This window comes from Lentisphaera marina, from assembly GCF_028745505.1.
Lineage (GTDB): Bacteria > Verrucomicrobiota > Lentisphaeria > Lentisphaerales > Lentisphaeraceae > Lentisphaera > Lentisphaera marina.
In genome coordinates, this window is the sequence record NZ_JAQZZL010000002.1 from 77,472 (window position 1) to 98,897 (window position 21,426).

Annotated in this window: 22 protein-coding genes; 11 read left to right on the forward strand and 11 right to left on the reverse strand. The window is 41.4% G+C overall.

The genetic code is table 11. From position 1 onward, the window contains the following. Nucleotides 1-50 precede the first annotated feature (50 nt). From PQO01_RS11295 to creD, 4 genes are read right to left on the reverse strand one after another with little or no spacing between them, the layout of a single operon-like run. Nucleotides 51-563 carry a hypothetical protein gene (locus PQO01_RS11295; protein ID WP_274314132.1) on the reverse strand — a complete coding sequence of 171 codons (513 nt, stop codon included), beginning with the start codon at nucleotides 561-563 and terminating at the stop codon, nucleotides 51-53. Further along, nucleotides 544-1,323, reverse strand: a complete 780-nt coding sequence (locus PQO01_RS11300) for an archaeosortase/exosortase family protein (protein ID WP_274314133.1) — start codon at nucleotides 1,321-1,323, stop codon at nucleotides 544-546. Before PQO01_RS11300 ends, PQO01_RS11295 begins: the two co-directional genes overlap by 20 nt. Then, nucleotides 1,323-3,941: a VIT domain-containing protein gene (locus PQO01_RS11305; RefSeq protein ID WP_274314134.1), complete on the reverse strand. Its 2,619-nt coding sequence runs from the start codon at nucleotides 3,939-3,941 to the stop codon at nucleotides 1,323-1,325. Before PQO01_RS11305 ends, PQO01_RS11300 begins: the two co-directional genes overlap by 1 nt. Beyond that, nucleotides 3,938-5,251 (reverse strand): cell envelope integrity protein CreD, encoded by a 1,314-nt coding sequence (gene creD / locus PQO01_RS11310; protein ID WP_274314135.1) that lies wholly within the window; start codon nucleotides 5,249-5,251, stop codon nucleotides 3,938-3,940. Before creD ends, PQO01_RS11305 begins: the two co-directional genes overlap by 4 nt. A gap of 272 nt (nucleotides 5,252-5,523) precedes the next feature. Between creD and PQO01_RS11315 the strand changes: the two genes are divergently transcribed. The 4 genes from PQO01_RS11315 to PQO01_RS21640 all read left to right on the forward strand — a co-directional run bounded on the left by PQO01_RS11315 (nucleotide 5,524) and on the right by PQO01_RS21640 (nucleotide 6,815). After that, nucleotides 5,524-5,904, forward strand: a complete 381-nt coding sequence (locus tag PQO01_RS11315; RefSeq protein WP_274314136.1) for a YchJ family protein — start codon at nucleotides 5,524-5,526, stop codon at nucleotides 5,902-5,904. Nucleotides 5,905-6,003: 99 nt separating this feature from the next. Further along, nucleotides 6,004-6,231 carry an AbrB/MazE/SpoVT family DNA-binding domain-containing protein gene (locus PQO01_RS11320; protein WP_274314137.1) on the forward strand — a complete coding sequence of 76 codons (228 nt, stop codon included), beginning with the start codon at nucleotides 6,004-6,006 and terminating at the stop codon, nucleotides 6,229-6,231. Beyond that, nucleotides 6,228-6,617 (forward strand): type II toxin-antitoxin system death-on-curing family toxin, encoded by a 390-nt coding sequence (locus PQO01_RS11325; protein WP_274314138.1) that lies wholly within the window; start codon nucleotides 6,228-6,230, stop codon nucleotides 6,615-6,617. Before PQO01_RS11320 ends, PQO01_RS11325 begins: the two co-directional genes overlap by 4 nt. Before the next feature lie 54 nt (nucleotides 6,618-6,671). Then, nucleotides 6,672-6,815, forward strand: coding sequence for a YchJ family metal-binding protein (locus PQO01_RS21640; protein WP_420792927.1), 144 nt, complete (start codon nucleotides 6,672-6,674; stop codon nucleotides 6,813-6,815). Nucleotides 6,816-6,818: 3 nt separating this feature from the next. Here PQO01_RS21640 and PQO01_RS11330 read toward each other — a convergent pair whose 3' ends face one another. After that, complete coding sequence (locus PQO01_RS11330; protein WP_274314139.1) at nucleotides 6,819-7,412, reverse strand: hypothetical protein; 594 nt, start codon at nucleotides 7,410-7,412, stop codon at nucleotides 6,819-6,821. A 489-nt stretch (nucleotides 7,413-7,901) separates the two neighbouring features. Here PQO01_RS11330 and PQO01_RS11335 point away from each other — a divergent pair, with 489 nt between their 5' ends. Next, on the forward strand, nucleotides 7,902-8,360 hold the full coding sequence (locus PQO01_RS11335; protein WP_274314140.1) for a DMT family transporter: 459 nt from the start codon (nucleotides 7,902-7,904) through the stop codon (nucleotides 8,358-8,360). A 99-nt stretch (nucleotides 8,361-8,459) separates the two neighbouring features. Here the strand turns inward: PQO01_RS11335 and ribD are convergent, their stop codons facing one another. Continuing rightward, nucleotides 8,460-9,488 (reverse strand): bifunctional diaminohydroxyphosphoribosylaminopyrimidine deaminase/5-amino-6-(5-phosphoribosylamino)uracil reductase RibD, encoded by a 1,029-nt coding sequence (ribD, locus tag PQO01_RS11340; RefSeq protein WP_274314141.1) that lies wholly within the window; start codon nucleotides 9,486-9,488, stop codon nucleotides 8,460-8,462. Between the two features lie 87 nt (nucleotides 9,489-9,575). Between ribD and PQO01_RS11345 the strand changes: the two genes are divergently transcribed. From PQO01_RS11345 to PQO01_RS11355, 3 genes are all read left to right on the forward strand, one after another. Next, nucleotides 9,576-10,694 (forward strand): cysteine desulfurase family protein, encoded by a 1,119-nt coding sequence (locus PQO01_RS11345; protein WP_274314142.1) that lies wholly within the window; start codon nucleotides 9,576-9,578, stop codon nucleotides 10,692-10,694. 617 nt (nucleotides 10,695-11,311) lie between these two features. Further along, nucleotides 11,312-12,088: a type II secretion system protein gene (locus PQO01_RS11350; RefSeq protein WP_274314143.1), complete on the forward strand. Its 777-nt coding sequence runs from the start codon at nucleotides 11,312-11,314 to the stop codon at nucleotides 12,086-12,088. Between the two features lie 253 nt (nucleotides 12,089-12,341). Then, entirely contained in the window at nucleotides 12,342-12,512 is a 171-nt protein-coding gene (locus PQO01_RS11355; RefSeq protein WP_274314144.1) for a hypothetical protein, read from the forward strand. Between the two features lie 244 nt (nucleotides 12,513-12,756). Here the strand turns inward: PQO01_RS11355 and PQO01_RS11360 are convergent, their stop codons facing one another. The 5 genes from PQO01_RS11360 to PQO01_RS11380 all read right to left on the reverse strand — a co-directional run bounded on the left by PQO01_RS11360 (nucleotide 12,757) and on the right by PQO01_RS11380 (nucleotide 17,487). Continuing rightward, nucleotides 12,757-13,398, reverse strand: coding sequence for a fumarylacetoacetate hydrolase family protein (locus PQO01_RS11360; protein ID WP_274314145.1), 642 nt, complete (start codon nucleotides 13,396-13,398; stop codon nucleotides 12,757-12,759). 62 nt (nucleotides 13,399-13,460) lie between these two features. Next, on the reverse strand, nucleotides 13,461-14,048 hold the full coding sequence (locus tag PQO01_RS11365) for a hypothetical protein (RefSeq protein ID WP_274314146.1): 588 nt from the start codon (nucleotides 14,046-14,048) through the stop codon (nucleotides 13,461-13,463). Nucleotides 14,049-14,268: 220 nt separating this feature from the next. Next, on the reverse strand, nucleotides 14,269-14,694 hold the full coding sequence (locus PQO01_RS11370; protein WP_274314147.1) for an RNA methyltransferase: 426 nt from the start codon (nucleotides 14,692-14,694) through the stop codon (nucleotides 14,269-14,271). 43 nt (nucleotides 14,695-14,737) lie between these two features. Next, nucleotides 14,738-16,891, reverse strand: a complete 2,154-nt coding sequence (locus PQO01_RS11375) for a protein kinase domain-containing protein (protein WP_274314148.1) — start codon at nucleotides 16,889-16,891, stop codon at nucleotides 14,738-14,740. 5 nt (nucleotides 16,892-16,896) lie between these two features. After that, the gene (locus PQO01_RS11380; RefSeq protein ID WP_274314149.1) at nucleotides 16,897-17,487 is read right to left on the reverse strand and encodes an RNA polymerase sigma factor; all 591 of its coding nucleotides are present in this window, start codon (nucleotides 17,485-17,487) and stop codon (nucleotides 16,897-16,899) included. Nucleotides 17,488-17,639: 152 nt separating this feature from the next. Here PQO01_RS11380 and PQO01_RS11385 point away from each other — a divergent pair, with 152 nt between their 5' ends. The 3 genes from PQO01_RS11385 (at nucleotide 17,640) to PQO01_RS11395 (ending at nucleotide 21,343) form a co-directional block, all read left to right on the forward strand. Continuing rightward, nucleotides 17,640-18,290, forward strand: coding sequence for a type II secretion system protein (locus PQO01_RS11385; RefSeq protein WP_274314150.1), 651 nt, complete (start codon nucleotides 17,640-17,642; stop codon nucleotides 18,288-18,290). Nucleotides 18,291-18,361: 71 nt separating this feature from the next. Continuing rightward, entirely contained in the window at nucleotides 18,362-19,009 is a 648-nt protein-coding gene (locus PQO01_RS11390; RefSeq protein WP_274314151.1) for a type II secretion system protein, read from the forward strand. Between the two features lie 84 nt (nucleotides 19,010-19,093). Continuing rightward, on the forward strand, nucleotides 19,094-21,343 hold the full coding sequence (locus PQO01_RS11395; RefSeq protein ID WP_274314152.1) for a glycosyl hydrolase family 95 catalytic domain-containing protein: 2,250 nt from the start codon (nucleotides 19,094-19,096) through the stop codon (nucleotides 21,341-21,343). The last annotated feature ends 83 nt before the right edge of the window (nucleotides 21,344-21,426 follow it).

Below are 21,426 nucleotides of genomic sequence, written 5' to 3' on the forward strand. Positions count from 1 at the left end.
TTTAGAAAATAAGTGTTTTAAATTTTTTACCAAGTGATACAGCCTCGGCTTTAGCTTTTGCTAGCAGGAATTTCTTGGATTTTTGTAATGGAGAGCCAAGGACCTTGTGTTTGTTTGAATAAAGCTTTCCAATACCAAGAGGAGGCATCGCTAAGTGTTTTATCTTCGCTATCAATAATGATCTCTGAAACGAGATAAAATTTGCCTTTCCAATGAGCATTGAATTGCGACCATAAACGACCTTGTATATCTTTTTGGAGGGGCAAATAGGTGACTTTTGCGCCATTGGATTTGAGGCAAACTGAAGCGGAATGCAATTTACGACTGGGGCGAGTGACGTAGCGCAGGATATATTCCTTTTCGCCATCGTGAAAACGCCCGACTTTCCCAGGGAAATGGCGTAGAAAAACTTTGTCTTGTTCGCCCATGGGAATTTCTTGTAATGCCTTACCTTCGAGTTCTTGGGGCCAATCAAAATCTTCTGCAGGCATGCAATGGGGAGGCTGATACCCAGAGCTGATGAGGGCAATGAAGAGGCAGAGACTAAGATAGATTTTTTGCATGACTCATCCTTTTTTGTAGGTAGATTAAACTGAATGCGAAGAGGGCAAAGATAAAGAGTCCTAAAGCATTGTGGGCGAAGTGCGGGAGCTCAAGTGGGGTATTTTCCAAGTAAAATAAGGCGGTATTGCGGATGATATTGGCGGCAATAATGATGAGAAAACCAAGGCTAAAGAAGCGAAAGAATTCTTTGCTAGCAAGTTTTTCATGAATAGAAATTATACTGATCAGTAGTAGTCCAGCCCACAAAATATTGATGCCGCTACAAGGGGCATCGACAATAGTTTGTCGACCTTGCCATTCCAAGACAGTGCCATGTGCAGAAACGTGTATACCACCAATTTTTAAGATGAGTGCACTTGCTTGAGTTGCGAATAAACGCAATGGGTAGCCCAAGAAAAACTGCACGCTGGCCATGATGGGTAAAGTTAAGGCTAAAAGAGCAAGGCTTGGCCAATGCCAAGTTTGCTTGAAGATGCAAGAAATAAAGAGGTTGAGATTAATGATGAGGATAAAGCTGATGGCAATAGCAGGGAGGCCATAAAATAAGGCAATGAGGCTGAGTAAATTCAAGGCTAGACTCAGCTTCAGGCTCTGCTGATTAAGTCGTAAATTGGCGGTCTTTTCTCTGAGGCAGAAAAAAACTAAGATGAGCAAGGCGAAGAGGCAGTGACCATCGCTTTCTTGAAAGCGATGGAATAACCACAACAAACTGGGCCAATTGGCGAGTAAGCAAAGCAAAATGGCATGAGAGAGTTTCATTAATACTGTTTCAGCAGGCTAGCTTTTTTAGTGTAGGAATAATAGATGAGCAATAGGCAGAGTATAATGATTAAGGCCCAAGTCTCGGGTTCGGGTACGCTTGGCACGGATGCGGAATCAACGGGTTCAAGTCCGGCGGCATCATACTGAGCTTGGGTCTCCAGAACAACCGCACCAGAGAGGGGCGTGACCAATTGATAACGGGCGGCTTTTGCGGCCATGACATCATAATTTGATTGATCCGAGAAATAACATTGCAGGGCTTCGTCCGCTACCATGAGTCGACAGAGGTGAGAAGATGCCTGATACTCATTTTTGTTGAAGGATTCGGCATCGACATACTCACGTTTGAAGTGAGGCCATTGAGTCGGATTGAGCATACGATCAAATAAATCGATGAGTTCAGTGCGATTGCTAGCAGCTAAATTTGAGTAATGAGGAGAGTTTTTTATTTCTTGCAAAACTTTGTTGGCACCCTCGCTAAATTGAAAGTTATAGATGGGGACGAGACCGCGTCGTTTTTGGTATTGATTTAGCTTTTTACTGGTACTCAATTGGTAGGGTTGGGGACCGTGCAACCAAATAATGGAGTGATGCTGATCCGTGAGTTCTATGACTTGATCGAGGGCATAAAGATTGTCGCGTCCCCCTTCGAAATCAAAGTCGATAAATTGTTCAATACTTTTGATTTCTGTGAGCTCATCTTCGGCAAGGAAAATGCGAAAATTGGGATGCTTGAGAAGTTTTTTTAAGCTGGGGATCAGAGTGTCTTTTTCTTTACTCATACTTGATGAAGCATCGATGAGGACGAGGAATTTTTCTCTTGGGAAAGGGGAGTCATAATGGATTGTTGAGCGGATGATTTTACTCTCGTCGTGATGATCTAAGCCCCAAAATTGATCGATGTCACGTCGGGGTAACTCGGCGCGAAATAGCTGCGTCATTTGCGTATGACTGAGTTTTCCACGTAGAGAAAAATCTTGCTTTTGACTCTGCTCTAAACTCAAGTTTTTGATTGTGGGGCTAGAAATACTCTGCTTGGCTTCTAGCCAGATATCATGATTTAAGTTCTTAGCTAAATGAAAATTGGAAGCCAGGATTTGCGGAGGATAAAAGTATGCTTTCTTTTTGTCTTGACTCAAGGGCATGGGGCTAGTGATTCCCAGTCGAATTTTCATGCGCTCTTGAGGAAGCACGGGAAAGCATTCCACAAAAATACGGTTTTTGGCACTCCAGGTCACGAGTACGGGATCGCGGTTTTGCCTGACAATATTTTTATAAGCACTAATGACTTTTGAATTTTTTGCAAAGGCCGCTTCGCGTTCTTCTCCATTGACCCAAAGTGTGAGCCGACTGAGCACGGCTTGATCTGGGAGTAGGATTTCCATGCGAGCTTCGCGATTTTGAAATTGGTGTTGATTTTCGAATTCCATGATCCATTCGCTATAAGCAATTGCGGGATCCGCATCGAGTTTACTATCGAATTGAGAACTGACGAGGAAGAGTACATCTTGTTTTGCGCCAATTTCTTGGTCACCGATGTCGTTATCTCGACGCCAGCGACGGCTCATTTCACGACTATGACTTCGTCCCATTACAGAGATCTTTTTGATTTGATGGACCATTTCTCCCGTGACCTGGAAATAGAGTTTCTGGAGCACGATTTTTGGAATGTGATTATTGACGGGAAAATCGCCGACGGCCGCAGTGCCAGATCCAAAGCCACGTTGTGCTTTTTTGAGAATATGTTCACTTGAACCCCAACTTCGGATGAAGGAAGCTGCTTGGGCTTCTTCCTTAGGATTAGTCGCCTTGAGGTATTGGCTAATGCCATATTCGGTGATTGCCGTAGAGGTTTTACTGATGATTAGGAGCACAAGAAGAAGGGCAATGGCCTTGAGAAAAGCGCTGAGTTTGGAGGACTTGATTTGGTGCATTTGATAATAACGTTTTCGCAGGCGGTAAACTCCAGAGAAGCTAAAGAGTGGCGAAAGGCTCAAAAATCCCATGCCCATAAAAAGAATTGCCAAGGCACTCAATGGTGAGAGAGGGACAAAGTAGAGGCAATAATAAAATGAGGCTGCTAAAGCTGCATTTTGCAGAGTGATAATTTTGGGATTATAAGCTTTTTTGCTTTTTAATTGAAGGTAAACAATGAGATTATTCAGCGGAGGAAGTGAACAAAGAATAACATGAAGGAAGTCGGGCAAGGGATCAAAAAAACTATCGCTAAAAGGGCGGTAAATTAGTTCAATAATAATGGCGGCGAGGGGTAAGAGCACGGTGAAGAAAATATAGTAACAAGTCTTGCCAGAAGTGAAGTCGCCGGGTCCTAATGAGGCCTTGGTTCTCTTTGCATCAGGTTTAGTTTTTTGCGGATCAGAATAAATCATTTTCCCCGATTTCATGTCCAATGATAAAGCCATATCCTGACTAACTTTGGTGAGCGCAACTTCTAGGGCTTCGAGTGAGATCTCTTCACTAGAGGGCTCCAATAGAGCCTCAATGATATTCCGTAAATCAGCTTGGCGGGCTTCATCGCGACAGAGTTCATGCGATGTAATAAATTCATGGAGGCGCCTTAAAGCCTCGGAACTAAATTTTATGGGCTCTTTCATGCTTCAATCTCCGCTCTTTTGTATGACTTTAAATCTCTGGTGAAGTACATGACGACCGCAAGGGTGATGATTAAACCGATGCTTCCCATGAGTAGGGCGTAGTCCTCGAGTTGAATGGTGCCATATAAGTAGGCATAAAGAGCTCCCGTTGTCAGGGCAATACTGAGGGAGTTTTTCCAGTTACTCAATATGCTTAATGAGTAGAAACTGATCATCAGGGTCGAAGTGCACGAGGCAATTAAGTAAGCATACATGAAGCTGATGTGCTCGGAGATGGAGAGCAGGAGTACGTAAAACATCAGTGAGGCAAAGCCAAAAAGAATGTACTGCAGAGGATGAATGACTTGCTGGCTCAGGCGCTCGCATATAAAGATGGCGGCAAAAGTGAAGCATAAAAATAGCAAGGTATACTTAACCAAGCGGTGAACTTGGCTGTAGCTACCATTGATTTGAATGAGTCTTACGGTACAATGTTCAGCACTCATACTTTGTTCATGATCACGCCAAGAACTGATGAAATTACGTTGTAAATCATGGATCTCCCAATGGGAATCAAATCCATGATCACTGATTTCATATGAGTCAGGTAAGTACTTGCCCTCAAAGCCAGGGTGAGGCCAAGATGATTGCAATTGCACGATTGTTTTCCGTCCATTAGGCGTGAAACTCAATTGCTGACTCCCATTAAATTGTAAGTTGGTGTTCATATTCAAAAGGGCTTGTTGGGGATCCAAAGCAAGGGGAAAATGAAAGCCGTCTTTTAAGCCATTATTTACTGGGATGCTCGGACGAGCATTAATTTGTTTGTCATCAAAATTGAGTGTGATGCTTCGGCTGAGTCCCTTGAGGTCACTGATCCCAAAACTGAGAATAGCTTTGTCGAAGAGGAGTTTTTGCGCAGGGCTGATCTCTTTGAGTGCTTGCAGATCATAAGTGAAGCTGTAGTCGACTTCACTCTTGTAAACGATGGTGCTGAAAATGGATTTTTTACGTTCTTCGGGATGAATCTGCCCCTGAATATCGAGTTCCTCGGGATTGAGATGTAGGTACTGAATGCCTTTCTCGGATTCAAAGGGAATGCTTAGGATAGGGCCATTGATACTTTGAGACCCCCCCCATTTTTGGTGGATAGTATTGATAACTTCTTCACTGCGTTGTTCTCGTTCGGCAATGAGTTCTAAGATGAGGGATTTGGGGATATAGAGGAGCGAAATAATGATGGCGATTATCGCAATTTTGAGTATTAATGAATCCTTGAGAAAATTCAATAATTTGGGGAATTGATTTAGGTAGTTCGGTTCATCACTCATGGCGTCCTCATTGCTTATTTTTAAAATCTTTTATATGATCTTCGAGAGGGACTCTGTCCCCTCGAGCTCCCCAGCAAGGAAATGCCTTTCCTTGACCAGGCGACTCAAGGCTTCGCCCAACTTCAACATATCAATTACTAAAAGTGAGAAATGTGAACTTTATGTGAAAGCTAGATGAACTTTGTGAATTCTTGAGGAAATCTCTTTAATCACTCGCGAAAAGTGGAGTTTCGTTTAGATTGCAATGAGTTAAGAATTTATGAGAGATTATTATGTGCCCATGCGGAAGTGGTCAAATTTATGAGAGTTGCTGTTGGCTTTATCATCAGGGTGCCTACCCCGAATCGGCAGAACAATTAATGCGTTCGCGTTATTGCGCCTTTGTGAAACATAATGTGGATTACCTTTTGCGAACTCAGCATCAGAATTTATCGGGCCCCAATGATCGTCAGGAGATCTTGGACACTTTTCAAAACTGTCAGTGGTTGGAACTCAAAATTCTTTCAAAGAGCAAGGGAGAGAAGAGCGATACGGAAGGTGAAGTGGAGTTTCTTGCGACTTACGCAAATGAAGGCCAAATCTTTGAACATCGTGAAAAATCACATTTCAAAAAAAATGGCCCTCAGTGGCTCTATCATTCGATAATTGCCTAAGCGAGCTTAGGCTGATCTTCGCAAAGATTTTAAGATGAAGTGTTTGCAATTGCAGACAATTTGTGTTATTATTTATGTAATAACATAAGAGGTTTGTAAATGACGACAAGTTTGAAATTAAGAAAAGTAGGAAATTCTACAGGTATGGTTTTTCCTAAAGAATTTTTGCAGCGCCTTCGAGTAGAAAATGGTGACGAACTCTTCTTGATTGAAACACAAAATGGAATCGAGCTCAGTCCTTATGATCCAGATTTTGGACAAGAAATGGATTTGGCAGATCAAATTATGAAAAAGCGCCGCAACGTGCTTAAGAAGCTTGGTGAATGATTGAGCCAAAGTGGCTAAGTGAACGCTTAGTTATATACATTCATAAAGAACAATTACTTGAGCATGGTGGATTACCTGGAGTTCGCGATAAAGGGATGTTTCTTTCAGCCTTAAATAAGGCTAAAAACCTTTTCTTATACGAGGCCCCCACTATCCCGCAATTAGCTGCCGCTTATGCAATTGGCTTTTGTAAAAAGCACCCATTTGTTGATGGCAATAAACGTGTCGCCTTAGTGCTCTGTGAATATTTTCTAGTGTCCAATAATTTTCACTTAAATGCTAGTGATGAAGATGTCTATAAGGTTTTTATGGAGTTAGCATCCAGTAAGATTTCAGACGAAGTTTTTTCAGCATGGATTAGCCAGAATACTCAAGAAATCAACTGACTCCATGGCTATGTGCCCTATGGGCAAGCGGAGGTGGGATAGCCGACACGTTTAATTAAGGTCGCCAAAAACGATTCAGTGGGCGAAGTGGAGTTTATTGCGACTTACGCAAATGAAGGCCAAATCTTTGAACATCGTGAAAAATCACATTTCAAAAAAATTGGCCCTCAGTGGCTCTATCATTCGATAGTAAAATAAATCTTATTTAGAAAGAGTATCTTCTTTTTTAGTTTCGGCTTTTTCCTCGCGACGTTCTTCTTGTCTCTCTAACCAACGCTCACGGCGTTCTTCTTTAGTGAGACGATCTCTGCCTTTCGTTTCTTTTATACCTGTTTGAGCATTTGCCATTTTCTCCTGCCCATTTGTGTTCTTGGCTTCTTGGTGGTCGGCTTTTTTATCGGCGTGATTCTCGTGATCGTGACCCGTTTTTTCGTTATGTTTCTCTAGGTGAAAACCCTTCTCATGATCATGACCAGTTTTTTCGTTGTGGTGGGCAATGCCATCGCCTTTTTCATGTTCGTGCCCAGTTTTTTCGGCGTGCTTAGTCGTTTTTTCAGCACTCTTGTCGGTGGATTTTTCCTTGGCGGCTTTATCCGTGGATTTCTCTTTGGTAGATTTTTCTTTACTTGCTTTCTCTTTTGTCGACTTTTCTTTGCTAGAAGATTTTTTTGATTTGGTGGTTTTCGAACTCGTCGTTTTTTTGCTGCTTCCGCCCTTTTTACCGCCGCCTTTTTTAGCTGCACTGAGGTGGAAAGTCATTCCGAAAATGATTAATAAAACTAGAATTTTTTTCATTATTTACTCCGATGTTAATTTAGAAAGCTTACAAACTAAATCGCAAGAAGAGAAGAGAAACTTTCACGAAAGATAAAAAAAGTATTTAAGTACTTAGTGCGTAGTGCAATAATTATTGCTCGCCAAGTCGCCAAGCAAGTTTTTTATCTGAGTTAGGAACTCCTGTGGATGCTTTCTTTCATCTTAGCTGCAAAAAGTACATGGAATGCGGAGTTTACATCTGAGCTTTACGTAGAGGCTCTAGTTCAATAATATTTGGATCACTTCCTTTGCGTCTTCGCGAGAAAAATTATTTGCGGAATCAATTATAGCTTAATGCTTTTCTGATATGTTTTTATCTCTTGGCAAGTCGCCAAGGAACTAAGTTTTTTATCTGAGTGGATCTGCAAGACTAGATCTACGGATTAATATTTTTTATTTGCCTGTGTGGCAGTTCCTTGATGTGTTGAGCTCTCCATGTAGTATGAAGAAATAGAAAAGGACTTTTTTGTGAATCAGTTAGGTATTATCATTTTTATGTTTTTTGTGGGCAGCCTCATTGCTCTGCAAGGCTCTGTTAACTCAGCTTTAGGCAAGTACTTGGATCATCCGCTGCATGCGGCGATTGTTTCCTTTAGCATTGGGATCATTGTTTTATTGATGGCGAGTGTTTTGCTAAAGGCGGGCTTACCGAATCCATCGAAAGTTTTTGCGGCCCCCAAAACGATTTTAATTGGTGGCGCCTTGGGAGCAGTTTTTGTAACTTCAGTGATTCTTTCAGTACCTAAAGTAGGCGTGGCCAATGTGGTGATGGCGGCCTTGTGTGGTCAGATTATTCTTTCGATTTTACTGGATCATTTCGGCGCTTTCGGAACTGAAGTACGGTCAATTGATTTAAAGAGAATTATTGGAGCGAGCCTAGTCATTATTGGTGTGGTTTTAGTTTCACTCCCTAAAAGCCCTAGTTAGGTTAGGCATTAGTGGGGAGGGGGAATTTACATAGGACTTATGTATCCTTGCCTCCGGCGGTCGGGGAGCCCCCGAAGCCAGACTAAAACTTAATGAAAGTTATTTATACTTTGGCTTGGCGATGACGAGAATATCCTTGCCGCAAACTTTTGTTTTCACGGAGTCCAAATCAATGGCTTCGTCAAGGGAAAGTGGATTGGGACCACTTACGGAACTACGGCTGGACTCACCGCCAAGAATTTTGGGAGCGATGAAGAATTGAACTTCGTCCACAATGCCAGCTGAAAGGGCGGAAGATGCGAGCCATCCACCGCCTTCTAGAAGTAGGGAAGTGATTTCTCGTGAGCCAATTTCTTCAAGGAAGGCATTCCATTCTTCTTCACTCTGTGCATGACAAAATTCGGCTTTGTTATCTTGGGAGAGGACTTTGTAATCGCCCTCGAGTTTATTCCGTGTCCAGATAAAAGGCAGTGGGTGTCGAGGGTTTTCTATTTCACGGACATTAAGAGAAGGATTATCTTGGCGAATGGTTTCGGCTCCCACCATGATGGCATCACATCCTTGACGTAGTTTTTGAACTTCAAAACGAGCTTCGGGACCAGTGATCCATTGGGATTGACCACTCTCGGTAGCAATTTTGCCATCGAGTGTTTGTGCCATTTTGAGAATGACATAGGGCTTTTGTTCATCGATCCATTTAAAGAAGAAGCGATTAATTTCTAGGCATTCTTCTTCTAAGATGGGGCCTTCGATTTCTACGCCTGCTTGCAGGAGGTAATTAAATCCTCGTCCGGCGTGCTCTGGATTCGTATCGGTGCAGCCATAAACGACCTTCGAGATACCAGCTTCCATGATCCATTCGGTACAGGGTTCGGTACGGCCATAAGTGCAGCAGGGCTCCAAAGTGACGTAAATGGTGGAACCATAGAGCTCGTCTTCACGACCAGCTTCACGAGCTTTGGCAATGGCATCTTTTTCAGCGTGATGAGTGCCAGCTTTTTTGTGCCAGCCATCGGCAATGACTTCACCATCTTTGACGATGACGGCCCCGACATGTGGGTTGGGAGAAGTATGGCCCCAAGCTTTTAGGGCATTATCAATTGCGAGTTGCATCCACTTTTCGTGCATGGGAATTCCTTTGAGATATCAGTTTGGCCTTGCGTGGCAATGAACTACGCATAAGTTAAGGGGATTTTAAAACTTAGAAAGTGGAAAATGATGATTTACCTCGATAACAATGCCACGACCCCCTTGGATCCAAGGGTGAAAGAGCGTATGAAACCTTTTTTAGAAGAGGAATTCGGCAATGCTGCTAGTAATCACGCTTTTGGTTGGAAGGCAAAAGACGCTATTACGTGGGCTCGAGGTAAAGTGGCATCCTTATTAAATGTAAAGATTGATGAGATCTATTTTACTTCTGGTGCAACAGAGAGCAATCATTTAGTTATTCAGGGTGTCGTTTTGCATTGTTTATTTCGCGGAGAAATAGATCAATGCCATATCATTACTTCCAATGTTGAGCATAAATGCGTTTTAGGTGCTTTTGAACGAGCTCAGCAATTGGGTGCCCAAGTCACCATTTTAGAAGCTGATTCAGAGGGTTGCATAAGTGCCGAGCAAGTTGAGCAAGCTTTGCGTCCCGAGACGCGTTTAGTGAGCCTGATGTATGCAAATAATGAAGTGGGGAGTATTAATCCCATTGCCGAAATCGCACGTTTATGTCGTGAAAATTCGGTACTATTTCATACTGATGCGGCTCAAGCGGTGGGCAAACTTGATCTAGAACTTGAGCATGTGGATTATTTGTCTTTGTCAGCGCATAAATTTAATGGGCCTAAGGGTGTGGGCGCTTTGTATTGTTGCACGCGTGCCAAGGAGAAATTAGAAGTTTTGATGCCTGGAGGAGGACAAGAAGATGGCTTGCGTTCGGGGACGGTAAATGTCGCTGCAGTTGTGGGCTTAGGTGCCGCTGCGGAGATCGCAAAAAATAAGTCTCACCGCAAAGAAATTGCTGTATTGACGGAGAAATTACTTTGCGGCATTCGCAAACATTGCCCCGATGTTCAGCTCAATGGACCCAAAGAAAATCGCCTCTTGGGTAATTTAAACCTGACATTCCCAAACGTCGAAGTAGATGATTTGGAAATGGAATTAGACGAGATCGCTTATTCCAATAGTTCGGCCTGCAGCTCAGGACAAAAGCAAGGGAGCTATGTATTAAAAGCCTTGGGCTTAAGTGATGACTTAGCCAAAAGAAGTCTACGCTTGGGTGTGGGTACTTTTACTCAGGAAAAAGATATAGACAATGCGCTCAAATTATTTGAGAACCTGTAAACATAAGAAAAATTCACTTTAGCTGTCAATGATAGTATATCGTAAGATTTTTTATATATAACTGAAGTCATTTTTTTTGATTTTTCTGTGCTCATAGATATTTTCTTCTTTGTCCACTATGCAGATGTAAGACATCGATTTGTGCAAGTCAATTCCACAATGATATTTTTTACTGATGTACATTTTTATGGCAATCTCATGTTTATGTTAGTGGTATAACAATTTAGGTTACTGCCTTTTTTGTTTTCAAGTTTTAGATCTAATTTTAGAATCAGGCCATCGGGCTACGCATACTATCAGTTAATAATGTCGGTGCTTTGCACCAGTATAAAATAGCGTACCCCCTAAGGTATATGGTGAGAGAATAAAAGAAAACAAGGGCTCATGCATGTGAGTCCGACAGATTATTTCGGACTCACATGTGTGAGGCCTATTAGTTGAGAGGTCACCTTAGTGTGGCTATCACCACACACTAAAGTCTGTCGGACCAAAGGCCCTTTTCTTTAACAAACTATGTAGGTTTCACAGGCTTATCTAATTAAGCGCCTTTGTTTTTGTCACTTTGTAAATTTTATCCTGTTTTTTTGATATCGTTAAGAAAAACAAAGTGGCTCAAAATGAGTGTATTAAATAAAAAATTCAGTTTAATAGAGGTCTTAGTTGTCGTTGCAATTATAGGTATTTTAGCATCTTTATTCATGCCGGCTTTAAGCAAAGCGCGCGAGTCCGCCCGCACCATTCAATGTGTCAATAATATTAAGCAACATATGACCGGTGCAATGATGTTTACAGGCGATAATGACAACGAATTTTGGCCTCGCAGGGCCTATCACAAGAAATCCGAAGATCCGGCCGAGGGAGGAACTCCTCGTACTTGGGATCGCTATGATTCGGGAATATTTTACGACACCCATGATTTAGATGCCGCTAAGGTGGCATCTGGAAGTAAGTCTTGGGGCTCTTATAAAGTACGCATATGGGATTACTTACCCTCTGATGAAGTTCAAATGTGCCCGAGTCATGATCACGCAGATGCAGATGATAAGCACCGTTATCAGTATTCCTATGGCTTTTCAGGGGCTTATGATGGGGTGAAGCTATCGGCTTTTATCCCTTCTGCATCTGAACTAGGAACGATAACGGATATTGATTACACGACCCATACGGAAGTCATTGCTCGGGCAGGGCAAATTTATGCTCGGCATAAGGCTAAACTCAATATTGCTTTTTTAGATGGACATGTAGAAGCAATGAATGCTTTACCCTTTTTTGATATGAGTGCGCAGTGGAATATTCTAGGTTACAGTGAACCAGGTAATGGAGTAGAGACGGGAGGTAATACGGGCACGAATGCTTCTTGGAGTACTCAACATGGTGACCCAGTTATAGAATGATTAGAACTTTAGTTACATAAATTTTATGAAGCTTTTTTTGTTGATTCCTGTTAATTTTACTAGGTAGGTGGTCATACACTTATTACTAATCAATACACAAGGGAATCCAATGCGCTTTTTACTGATCTTATTTTTCACATTTTGCATCTTAGCTGAAGAACTTAAAGCCAGCCAAAGGTCTGAGTGATGGCTCAAAAGGAGATTGGACTAAAGCCCAAAATGTCTAAGAAATGAGTGAAGAAGAACTAATGAATTGAAGAGGAATCCCATCGATGATATTGCGAAGATCGCAAAAGCCAAAGTTCCACTGTTCTTTGTAATCCACAAAGATGATATGATTGTTCCCAACGCAGAGAATAGCGATGTTTTGGTGACGAAATACCGTGCCGCTGGCGGTGAAGCTCAGGTTCATGTTAACAGGTGAATCCAAGCTTAAGGGTCATCACTTCAAAATCGAAAAAATTGACGAAGCCGTAGAATTTATCTTAGGGAATTCAAAGTAGTTGGCAGCCATCGCCGACCTTTTTTGAGGTATCAATTATTGGCTGACCTCTAGTCTGAATCCGAGTAAATATTATCCACGAGATTTCACAAAATATGGTATAGGAGTCTGAGTCAATCAGGGTCATCTGTGGATGAATTAATTATACGGAAGGTTTCTGTTTTTTTCAGTGACTTTCTGTGGTTGAATTATTCTCTTTTAATACCATTGGCCAGGTCGCTCTTAGTATGAGCTCTGTATCATTATAAAGCTTGCCTTCAAATGCATCTCCTTCTGATATCTTTCCGACACCCTTCGGTGTTCCTGTCATAATGATATCGCCGTCTTCCAAAGTCATGAAAGTTTTGATTTCTTCCAGAATTTCCTGTGGTTTATAGATCATGAGTTCCACTCCGCCAGATTGAATGACTTCACCATTTTTTCTAATTTCCAAAGTGAGTTTTTCGGGACTTTTATCAAAGTGGATAAATTCAGAAAAAATTGCTGAATTATCGAAAGCCTTGGCACGTTCCCAGGGAAGCTGTTTAGCTTTGAGCTCTGATTGCAACTTGCGTTTGGTGAGATCGAGCCCCAGACCGACCCCAGTGATATTCCCCTTTTGAATTAAGAAGCATATTTCACCTTCGTAATGTAGATCATCATCCTTTAAAAGGATATGATCAGAAATGGCAGAGTTGGGTTTTACAAAAATGACGGGGCTCGACGGCATTTCATTATTGAGTTCTTTGATATGATCCACATAGTTCCTGCCAATGCAGACGACTTTACTGGGAGTGATTTCTTGTGAGTCAAAAAGGATAGAATTCATGTTTTAGCCTAAATACTTATAATGATTATAAGTTAAGCTAAGAAAATTCTTTTACTAAATAATTATTTAAGCGAACTGGTGGAAATTACATTTTCCTTTATGCCATCGGGTAGTTTATCGACCTGCTCAAAGAGGGGGTTTTTCATTTCGATTTTTCCCATGTAGGAACCGAGCATGATGTGGAAGCAGTCGTTCTGAACGGAATAGGGGTTTTCTTTGGCAGTGAAGTAGCAGGTGTAACGCGTCCAATCTTTTTCAAAGGACGTTAGTTTGAATCGCAAGCCAAGATTTACTTGCATTTGGCGTTTTGCGACTTCCGCAGCACGAGTTTTTTTATCGAGTCCTTGGACGGTGTTCACCGTGTGCATATAGACCATGCCTTCACCAGCACATTTCATATCAATAGAGAACTTGTAGATTTCCCCAGCGACAGGCTCGACGAAGGTTGCAAAGGAAAAGTAAGGCGGTGAAGAGGAATGATTGAGTTCAGTTTTAAAGATTTTTCGCTTGAATGAATACTTATAATCTTTGTATTCTTGACCAATTCCCATCCACCATTCAGTTTTGTGTTTTTTGAACTCTGGGTCTTTGATAAGGATGTCGGCCGAGAGAAGCGGAGCAAAGAAGAGGATGATAAGTAGAAAACGCATGTGGAAGTCCTTGTTTTTCTATATTAAGGTCCGCTCAGGTCTAATAGTTGACAGTTAAGTGATAAAGTGAATTGGCCGTCTCCGACGACCGCAATACAGTATGTTGTTCTACATCCAGAGCTAATCATATACAGCACCTTCACCGCTGGATTTTAAAAGGTATATTTTATTAAAGAGCTTACAGACAACACCCTCGTAGAGGGCGAACAAGCTTTTATTGTTATTGCGGTAATTCACCACCCAGTTTGGCGATGCGATCGTACATGAGGATGGAGCCAGCAACGGCGACGTTGAGGCTGAAGTTCCCCGGGAGTTGGACAATTCCATGGCAGCGTTTGAGAACTTTTTGCGAGAGGCCTGCTTGTTCATTTCCGAGTAGGTAACAGGCTTGGTTGGGGTGTTCAAAGTCCGCAAGCATGGTGGCTTTTTCATCTAGTTCGACGGCAATAATGCGTGTGGCCGTGGGCTGATTATCATAGAATTCATCAAAATTTTTGTAGTGATAAAGAGGGATCTTTTTCCAGGTCTTGGTAACGTCACTCATTTGGCTTTTGTATTTTTTATCTATGGTGAAGATATAACTCGCCCCCATGATGTAGGCGCTACGCCAGAGAGTACCAATATTGAGGCCATTGACATTGTTCATGATACCGATTCCGAAGAATCCTTGATTTTTATATTTATGTGATTTAACTGCCATGATTATAGTAAGTAATTTTGATGTTTTTATTGAGTTTACTGATTTTATCTTGTGAGTAAACACCGCGGGGTAAGCTTAATTCTTTGAGTGTTTTGATATCGTTCAAACGGTGAAGTGAGGAACAAAACTCATTGATGATTAACTTTCTCAGGGGATATTTATAAACGGCCTCATAATTACCTATTTTGGTTCCTCTAATATTGAGTTCTTCGATATTTAGATCCCAGATTTCATTCAAATGGTTCACGGGTGTAAAGGAGATGTTGAGCTTTTTAAGGGGGGATCCCCAGAGGATGCTGAGGTTTCTAAAATTTGTCCAGCTCATGTTCAAGTCAGAAATTGGCCAGTGACGGATCTCTTCGTAAGGGGCACAACTGCTACCTGCTAAGGAAACTTTATAAGTATCGTCTTCTAGCTTTGCTGCATCTAATTTAAAGCTTTGCCCCTGATTTCTCTTTGACATGGATTCACGAGCATATTTAATACTGGTTTCTATGGAGAATTTTTGGGCTATGCTAGAGTTAATATGCCAAGCGACATAAGTTTTATCGGGATCATAGCCGGAATAAAGAAGCTCTTGGGTCAAAGCAAGTGTCTCTTTCCAGGTATATTTCTTCAATCGACCACTAGCATCGACAAATTTGAGGCAGTTATCACGAATCCACTTCACATCGTTAGAGCCTTTATATTGCTTGAGGTAAGCAAGGGTATTGTGCATTTGAAAGGCACCCATTTCCATGAGAGCAGCATGATATAGGGCTTCCTGGTGAGAAGGGTTGAGTTGTAGTACCATACGAACGGTTGCAGTTGCGTTGAGGTAATTTTTATTTTTCCGAAAGTTGATAAAAGCTTTTGTCATCAGTTCATCTGCGGCTTTAATCTTTAACTCAGAACTAAACTGTTTTTCTGTCTGAAGATCCTCAATTAATTCCAGTGCTTTGAGACGGGAGGCTTCTGTTTCTCTCTGAGCACTGAGGGCGACATTTTCGGATTCCAGTGATTTTAGTGCCATAGCTTCTGCATGTGCCTGTGCGGCTTGTGCAATTTGCTTTTCGTCTTGTAGTTTGTGAATGAAAAAAGTCGTGAGTAACATAGTGATGATCAGTGCTGAAATACTGAGGACAAAGGGAACTTTATTGCGGATAATGAGAAGTTTAACTTCTTTTAAAAAACCTGCTTCTTCTGCTGACGTCGCAAAGCCCTGTAGGTAAGAACGGATATCATCGGAAAGTTTTTTCACACTCGCATAGCGTTCAGAACGTTTGTTTCTCATGGCTTTCATGACGACGGCATTGAGAGCACTGGAGATATGACTTTTCGTCGCGCGTTTGATTGGCGCGATGAAATCTCCATTGATTGTCTGTTTTAGAAGTATATCTACATTTGATCCACTAAAAGGCTCTTTCTCTGTGAGTAAGAAATAAAGCAAGGCACCTAAACTGAAGACATCTGTACCTTGACTACGAGAACCAAAGCGTCGACTAATTTGTTCCGGAGCCATATAACCTGGGGTTCCCTTGATTTTATTATTGTAGCTTAGATTGAGCACTTTGGGAGACATTTCCTGAGTGGATAAATCTTCTGAAATGGTGTCATTATCACTTAAGTCCCGAGCCAAGCCCCAGTCACAAACGAGTACTTGACCAAAATCATCGACTTGTATATTTGAGGGTTTGATATCTAGATGGAGGATATTTTTTGAGTGGGCAAATGAGAGAGCATCACAAACTTTAAGGAAGATCTCGAGTTTATCATTGAGAGATAAAGTCCTGTTGGATTTTTTGATAAGTTCATAGAGGTTGTGACCGCTCAGCTTTTTCATAGTAAAAAATATTTGCCCCTCTTCAACACCGATGTCATAGAGTGGAATAATATTGGGATGCTCTAATTTAGCTGAGATGCGCACTTCACTAATGAAGTTATCCACTTTAGTTTCATCACTTAAAGGGTAGGCGCGAGCGAGCTCACGATCGGTAAATGAATCAAAGGAGCTGACAATTTTTTTCATGCCTCCAGAGCCAATTTCCTCTCCATCCTTATAGCGATGTTTAGCATCGCTGATTTTCTCCAAGAGCTCATCGGATTTATCGGTGAAGGCCTGTTCAAAAGCCATCTTTTTAAACGATTCGTCGAAATCAATCATGTGATTTATGCGAGTTCATCATCTAGGAAGCGTATTTCACGGTTTAAACGCTTAAGGACACGCTGACGATAAACGTGGACACTATTTTTCTGAAGATCGAGTTCGCTACTAATTTCTGTAACATTTTTACCTTGGCTAAAGAGCATAAAAACTTGTTTGTACGAGTCCGAGAGTTCGGGCTCAATGCGTTCCCATGCCAGAGTAAAAATGTGCTTTTTCCACTCAACATCTTCGATGTCCTCCGAACCCTGGTTCGAGTCAGTTTCTAGAGCTCCTTGCTCACTGGCTTTTTGGATTTTATTTTGATAACGTTTATGAGTTCTGAAGTGACCGAGACATTGATTTTTTGTGACGGTGTAGATCCAGTTGCGAAATTTTCCTTGACCAGGGACATATTCAAAACGGGGTAAACTTTTCCAAATTTCGATGAGCGATTTTTGCACGAGATCATCTCGGTCAGACTCTTGTACACCCATGCGAATCAAGACACTATAAATATATGCCTTATATAAATCCGTGAACTCTTCCCAAGATTGATCATTGTGTTGCTCACGAATTTTGGCTATGAGTGTTTGTCTGGTGTTGTATTTATCCATGCTTATTACTTAAGAGATTTGTTTAGCTTATGTTAACACTTAGGAGTAAAAATAACAAAGCTGTTTTTAAAGCAATTAATTTTAAAATAGCAGTCAAGTCTACTTTTGTATCGGTTCTAACTAGCTATAAGTTAATAAACGTAGGTGGCATAATGAAAAGAAAATTCACATTAATAGAGCTCTTGGTTGTAGTGGCTATCATCGGAATCTTAGCCTCTTTTTTATTACCAGCTTTAGGTAAAGCTAGGAAAAGGAGTCAAAGTACAGTCTGTAAAAGCAATACCAAGCAATTGGGTACGGCAATGTTTATGTACCAAGGTGATGCGGACGGTTATTTCATTCACTATAATGGAATGCAAAGTGGCTGGCATACTTGGAAATGGCAACTGGCTCAATATGTGAATGATACGAGTAGTTCTACATGGTGGAATCATCAATACACTCAGGTTTTTGCGTGCCCAGAATATTTAAATCAGAACAATAGCCGACAAGGAATCGCGTATAGTTCTATTGAATTAGGAGGAGCTCCTTTTGGTGGTATAGTTCGTCCCGCTAAGTTGACAGAAATTACGAATGCAAGTGATACCTTAATGTTAGGAGATTCCACAACTGATTATACATATGTCGACAATATGTTACTTCCCCCTTATAATCCATGGGGAATTGATAATGTCTCATTAGGAAGGCATGAATATAAAAGTAATATTCAGTGGGTTGATGGCCATATATCTAGTGAATCTCAGGTTTCATTATTATCTGGAGGAAATGGAGATGTCACTTATTATTGGTTAGTGGAAAAATAGTTCATAATTGAGTCAAGTTTCCTTTATGGTCGGTTCTAACTACATATAAATTAATTTACTTAGGTAAAAAAATGATAAATAAATTCACATTAATCGAACTACTAGTAGTGCTAGCTATCATTGGTATTTTGGCTTCGCTACTTTTGCCGGTTTTGGGAAAAACTCGGGAACGTAGTCGTGAGGCCGTTTGTGTTTCTAATTTGAAGCAACAGGGCTTTGCCATGCAGATGTATGTAGATGATAATGACGGTTATTTTATTGAGAGTGATGGTGCTTCTAGTGGTGGCAGTAGCTTTCACGGGTGGCGTTGGCCTTTGGCTCAATACATACAAAATACTACAGGTAAAACGATGAACCAAACGACTTTGTCTGATGCTTTTTATTGTCCTCTATATGAGTTCAAAAATAATCAAAAAACAGGACATGGCTACAATATTCGTCAGCTAGGTGGTTACTTTAATACGATAGGGAATATTACTGAATTGGATGTCCCATCTGAAACTCAAGTTATAGCGGATGGAACTGATACGGACACTTACACTGACAAATTTACGCTACCCATTGGCTTATTCGGATCTGATGCGGATGTGGGCGATCGTCATCGAGGTGGAATTAATAATCTGTGGGCTGATGGCCATGTTTCTTACATGCAAAAATATGCAATACTCGCGGGGAAAAATAGTTTACCTCATTATTTTTGGATTCGAGTAAAACAATAGTTCACAAAAAAACATTAAAGCCGATCAACTCTGGTGTTTGGGAGGCAATTAGTTAATTAAAGAATAACTAATTGAGTAATCACTATGAAATATATTTTGGCATTTTTGTCTTTCCTTTCCCTAAATCTTTTAGCGGATAATTCCAACTTCGACATGAAGTGGAGCAAAGTTCCTAGCTCCTATATTGAGGGGGCGATTCTCGGCAATGGTGAGCAGGGGACAATGATCTGGGCGCGACCCGAGGAGAGCCTCCATTTTGACGTGGGTGATACGCGAATTTATGATGATCAGGGACGTTTGCCGATAGGTAAGTTTGTCCTGCAAACCAAGGGGAAACGCACAGCTTTTAATATGAGTTTATCCATGACTAAGGGGGAAGCTCATGGGCTAGTAAAAACGGCTAAAGGCTCTGTGAAGTTTTCTGCTCTGACAGTGTCGGGCAAAAATTTAAATCTTGTAAAATTCACTGTCCTTGGTGATGAAGATATTAAAATAAATCTTTTTTCCATTCCAGCAATTACCACGGCTAAATTGAGGAACGAGATCAAGGCAGTGACGGGTAAGCCAACTCATACAATTCTTGATTACAGTAACCCCAAGTATGCCGATGCGATAAAACAGACTATCAATAAACTGAAGCCAAAAGCTGAAATCAATAGAGCAATAAATGCTATTCAATCCCGCTTGGTTCCTTTGAAGCAAGGCAAGGCCTATTCACTGACTTGGGAGTTCAAGAAAGTAGCAGAACAGCAATATCTATTGGCATGGCGTACGGATTATACGAGAGAAAATTTGAAAGCTGCGGAACAGCAAAAATGGGCCGAAGAAAATGTAAAAAAATTGCAGAAATCACTACAGAAACCTTATGCACATTATTTTGCGATTAACGCAAAGTGGTGGAATGCATATTTCCAGAGATCCAATATTTCTCTACCCGACAAAAAGCTTGAAGCTTACTATAAATGGCAGCTCTACAAAGTCGCGGCAGCAACCCATCAGGGCAAGCTTCCCATTGATCTTATGGGGCCTTGGTTTAGAGCGACAAATTGGCCAAAAATTTGGGCGAATCTCAATGTTCAATTAACCTACCTTCCTATGGCAGTGGCTAATCAAAAAGAAATTGGCGATACGCTTTTTGCCTTTATTGATAATAATCCCCATTTATTCATAGAAGCGGCAAAAAACCATAAAGCGGACTCGGCAACACATGCGCGTGCTATTAGCCCATATACACCAGGTGGATTTAGTTGGGAATACGGTAATTTTCTTTGGACACTGCACAATTATTGGCATTTTCTACGCGTTTATCCCGATGACAAACGCATGGTAGAGAAGTTTTATCCCATGCTCAAACGCGGTGCTAATTTTGTTCTGCACAATTGTCGTGAAGATGAAAATGGTGTTTTGCATACACCTAAGGATATTTCTCCCGAATACGAAATGAATCGCATTTTCCCAAAAGTTGAAGACACAACCTATAACCTCGAGTTCCTACGCTGGGCTCTGCGTACGATTATTTTTATTGAAGAAAATCAAAATTTGCAGGATCCGCAAATTAGCAAGTACAAAAGTGCTCTTGAAAAACTAGCGCCAGTTTTATTGGAAGATGAGAGTGGGATAATGATTGGCCAAGGCGTGAAGCTCGAAAAAGCTCATCGTCATTACTCCCATTTAGTAGGGCTCTACCCCATCAAGCAAATGAATCTCAATGATCCTGATAAGTACAAGTTGGCGCAAAAAGCAGTCGATTACTGGATAAACCTACCCATTATCAATAATTGGTCCTACAAAGGCTATAGTCGTACCGGTGCAGCATCTATGTACTCCATGCTCGGACAGGGAGATAAGGCCTATGAGCAAATGCAAATTCTTTTGGATACCTATGGCTCGGCCAATACCATGTACATTGAATCTGGCCCAGTTATCGAAACGCCTATTTCCGCAGCAGCATCCATACACGAAATGCTTTTCCAGTGTAGTTCTCAGGACTGGAAAGTGGATGAGCTCAAGTTCTTCACGGGCGTTCCCAGTAAATGGGCAGATGTGACTTTCCAGAATTTAAAAGCAGAGGGGGGCTACACCTTAAGCGCCAGTCGTAGAGATGGAAAACTGACGGCAGTGAAAATTGAAGCATCCCGTGAAGGAGAGTTGATTGTCCATGGAGTGCCAAGTCTCAAGAGTTCAGTGCAAGGCGATCTTACAGCTGATAGCAAGGGCCAGATTCGAATCAAAACTAAAGCGGGCGAAGTCCTCAGCTTCGGTGAGCAAAGATCTTTCAGCAAAGCCGTCAAAGGCCCTGATGGAAAAGATGGTTTCCACTTCGGACTTAATTAAACATATTCATCCACAGATGATCACGATTTACTCAGATTTTAACAATGCTAATTTAGCTCTGTGCCAATCTGGGGGATCTGTGG

Excerpts from the sequence above, each read along its gene's own strand:
- PQO01_RS11295 (WP_274314132.1), bottom strand. The coding sequence starts at position 563 with ATGCAAAAAATCTATCTTAGTCTCTGCCTCTTCATTGCCCTCATCAGC.
- PQO01_RS11300 (WP_274314133.1), bottom strand. The coding sequence starts at position 1,323 with ATGAAACTCTCTCATGCCATTTTGCTTTGCTTACTCGCCAATTGGCCC.
- PQO01_RS11305 (WP_274314134.1), bottom strand. The coding sequence starts at position 3,941 with ATGAAAGAGCCCATAAAATTTAGTTCCGAGGCTTTAAGGCGCCTCCAT.
- creD (WP_274314135.1), bottom strand. The coding sequence starts at position 5,251 with ATGAGTGATGAACCGAACTACCTAAATCAATTCCCCAAATTATTGAAT.
- PQO01_RS11315 (WP_274314136.1), top strand. The coding sequence starts at position 5,524 with ATGTGCCCATGCGGAAGTGGTCAAATTTATGAGAGTTGCTGTTGGCTT.
- PQO01_RS11320 (WP_274314137.1), top strand. The coding sequence starts at position 6,004 with ATGACGACAAGTTTGAAATTAAGAAAAGTAGGAAATTCTACAGGTATG.
- PQO01_RS11325 (WP_274314138.1), top strand. The coding sequence starts at position 6,228 with ATGATTGAGCCAAAGTGGCTAAGTGAACGCTTAGTTATATACATTCAT.
- PQO01_RS11330 (WP_274314139.1), bottom strand. The coding sequence starts at position 7,412 with ATGAAAAAAATTCTAGTTTTATTAATCATTTTCGGAATGACTTTCCAC.
- ribD (WP_274314141.1), bottom strand. The coding sequence starts at position 9,488 with ATGCACGAAAAGTGGATGCAACTCGCAATTGATAATGCCCTAAAAGCT.
- PQO01_RS11345 (WP_274314142.1), top strand. The coding sequence starts at position 9,576 with ATGATGATTTACCTCGATAACAATGCCACGACCCCCTTGGATCCAAGG.
- PQO01_RS11350 (WP_274314143.1), top strand. The coding sequence starts at position 11,312 with ATGAGTGTATTAAATAAAAAATTCAGTTTAATAGAGGTCTTAGTTGTC.
- PQO01_RS11360 (WP_274314145.1), bottom strand. The coding sequence starts at position 13,398 with ATGAATTCTATCCTTTTTGACTCACAAGAAATCACTCCCAGTAAAGTC.
- PQO01_RS11365 (WP_274314146.1), bottom strand. The coding sequence starts at position 14,048 with ATGCGTTTTCTACTTATCATCCTCTTCTTTGCTCCGCTTCTCTCGGCC.
- PQO01_RS11370 (WP_274314147.1), bottom strand. The coding sequence starts at position 14,694 with ATGAACAATGTCAATGGCCTCAATATTGGTACTCTCTGGCGTAGCGCC.
- PQO01_RS11375 (WP_274314148.1), bottom strand. The coding sequence starts at position 16,891 with ATGATTGATTTCGACGAATCGTTTAAAAAGATGGCTTTTGAACAGGCC.
- PQO01_RS11380 (WP_274314149.1), bottom strand. The coding sequence starts at position 17,487 with ATGGATAAATACAACACCAGACAAACACTCATAGCCAAAATTCGTGAG.
- PQO01_RS11385 (WP_274314150.1), top strand. The coding sequence starts at position 17,640 with ATGAAAAGAAAATTCACATTAATAGAGCTCTTGGTTGTAGTGGCTATC.
- PQO01_RS11390 (WP_274314151.1), top strand. The coding sequence starts at position 18,362 with ATGATAAATAAATTCACATTAATCGAACTACTAGTAGTGCTAGCTATC.
- PQO01_RS11395 (WP_274314152.1), top strand. The coding sequence starts at position 19,094 with ATGAAATATATTTTGGCATTTTTGTCTTTCCTTTCCCTAAATCTTTTA.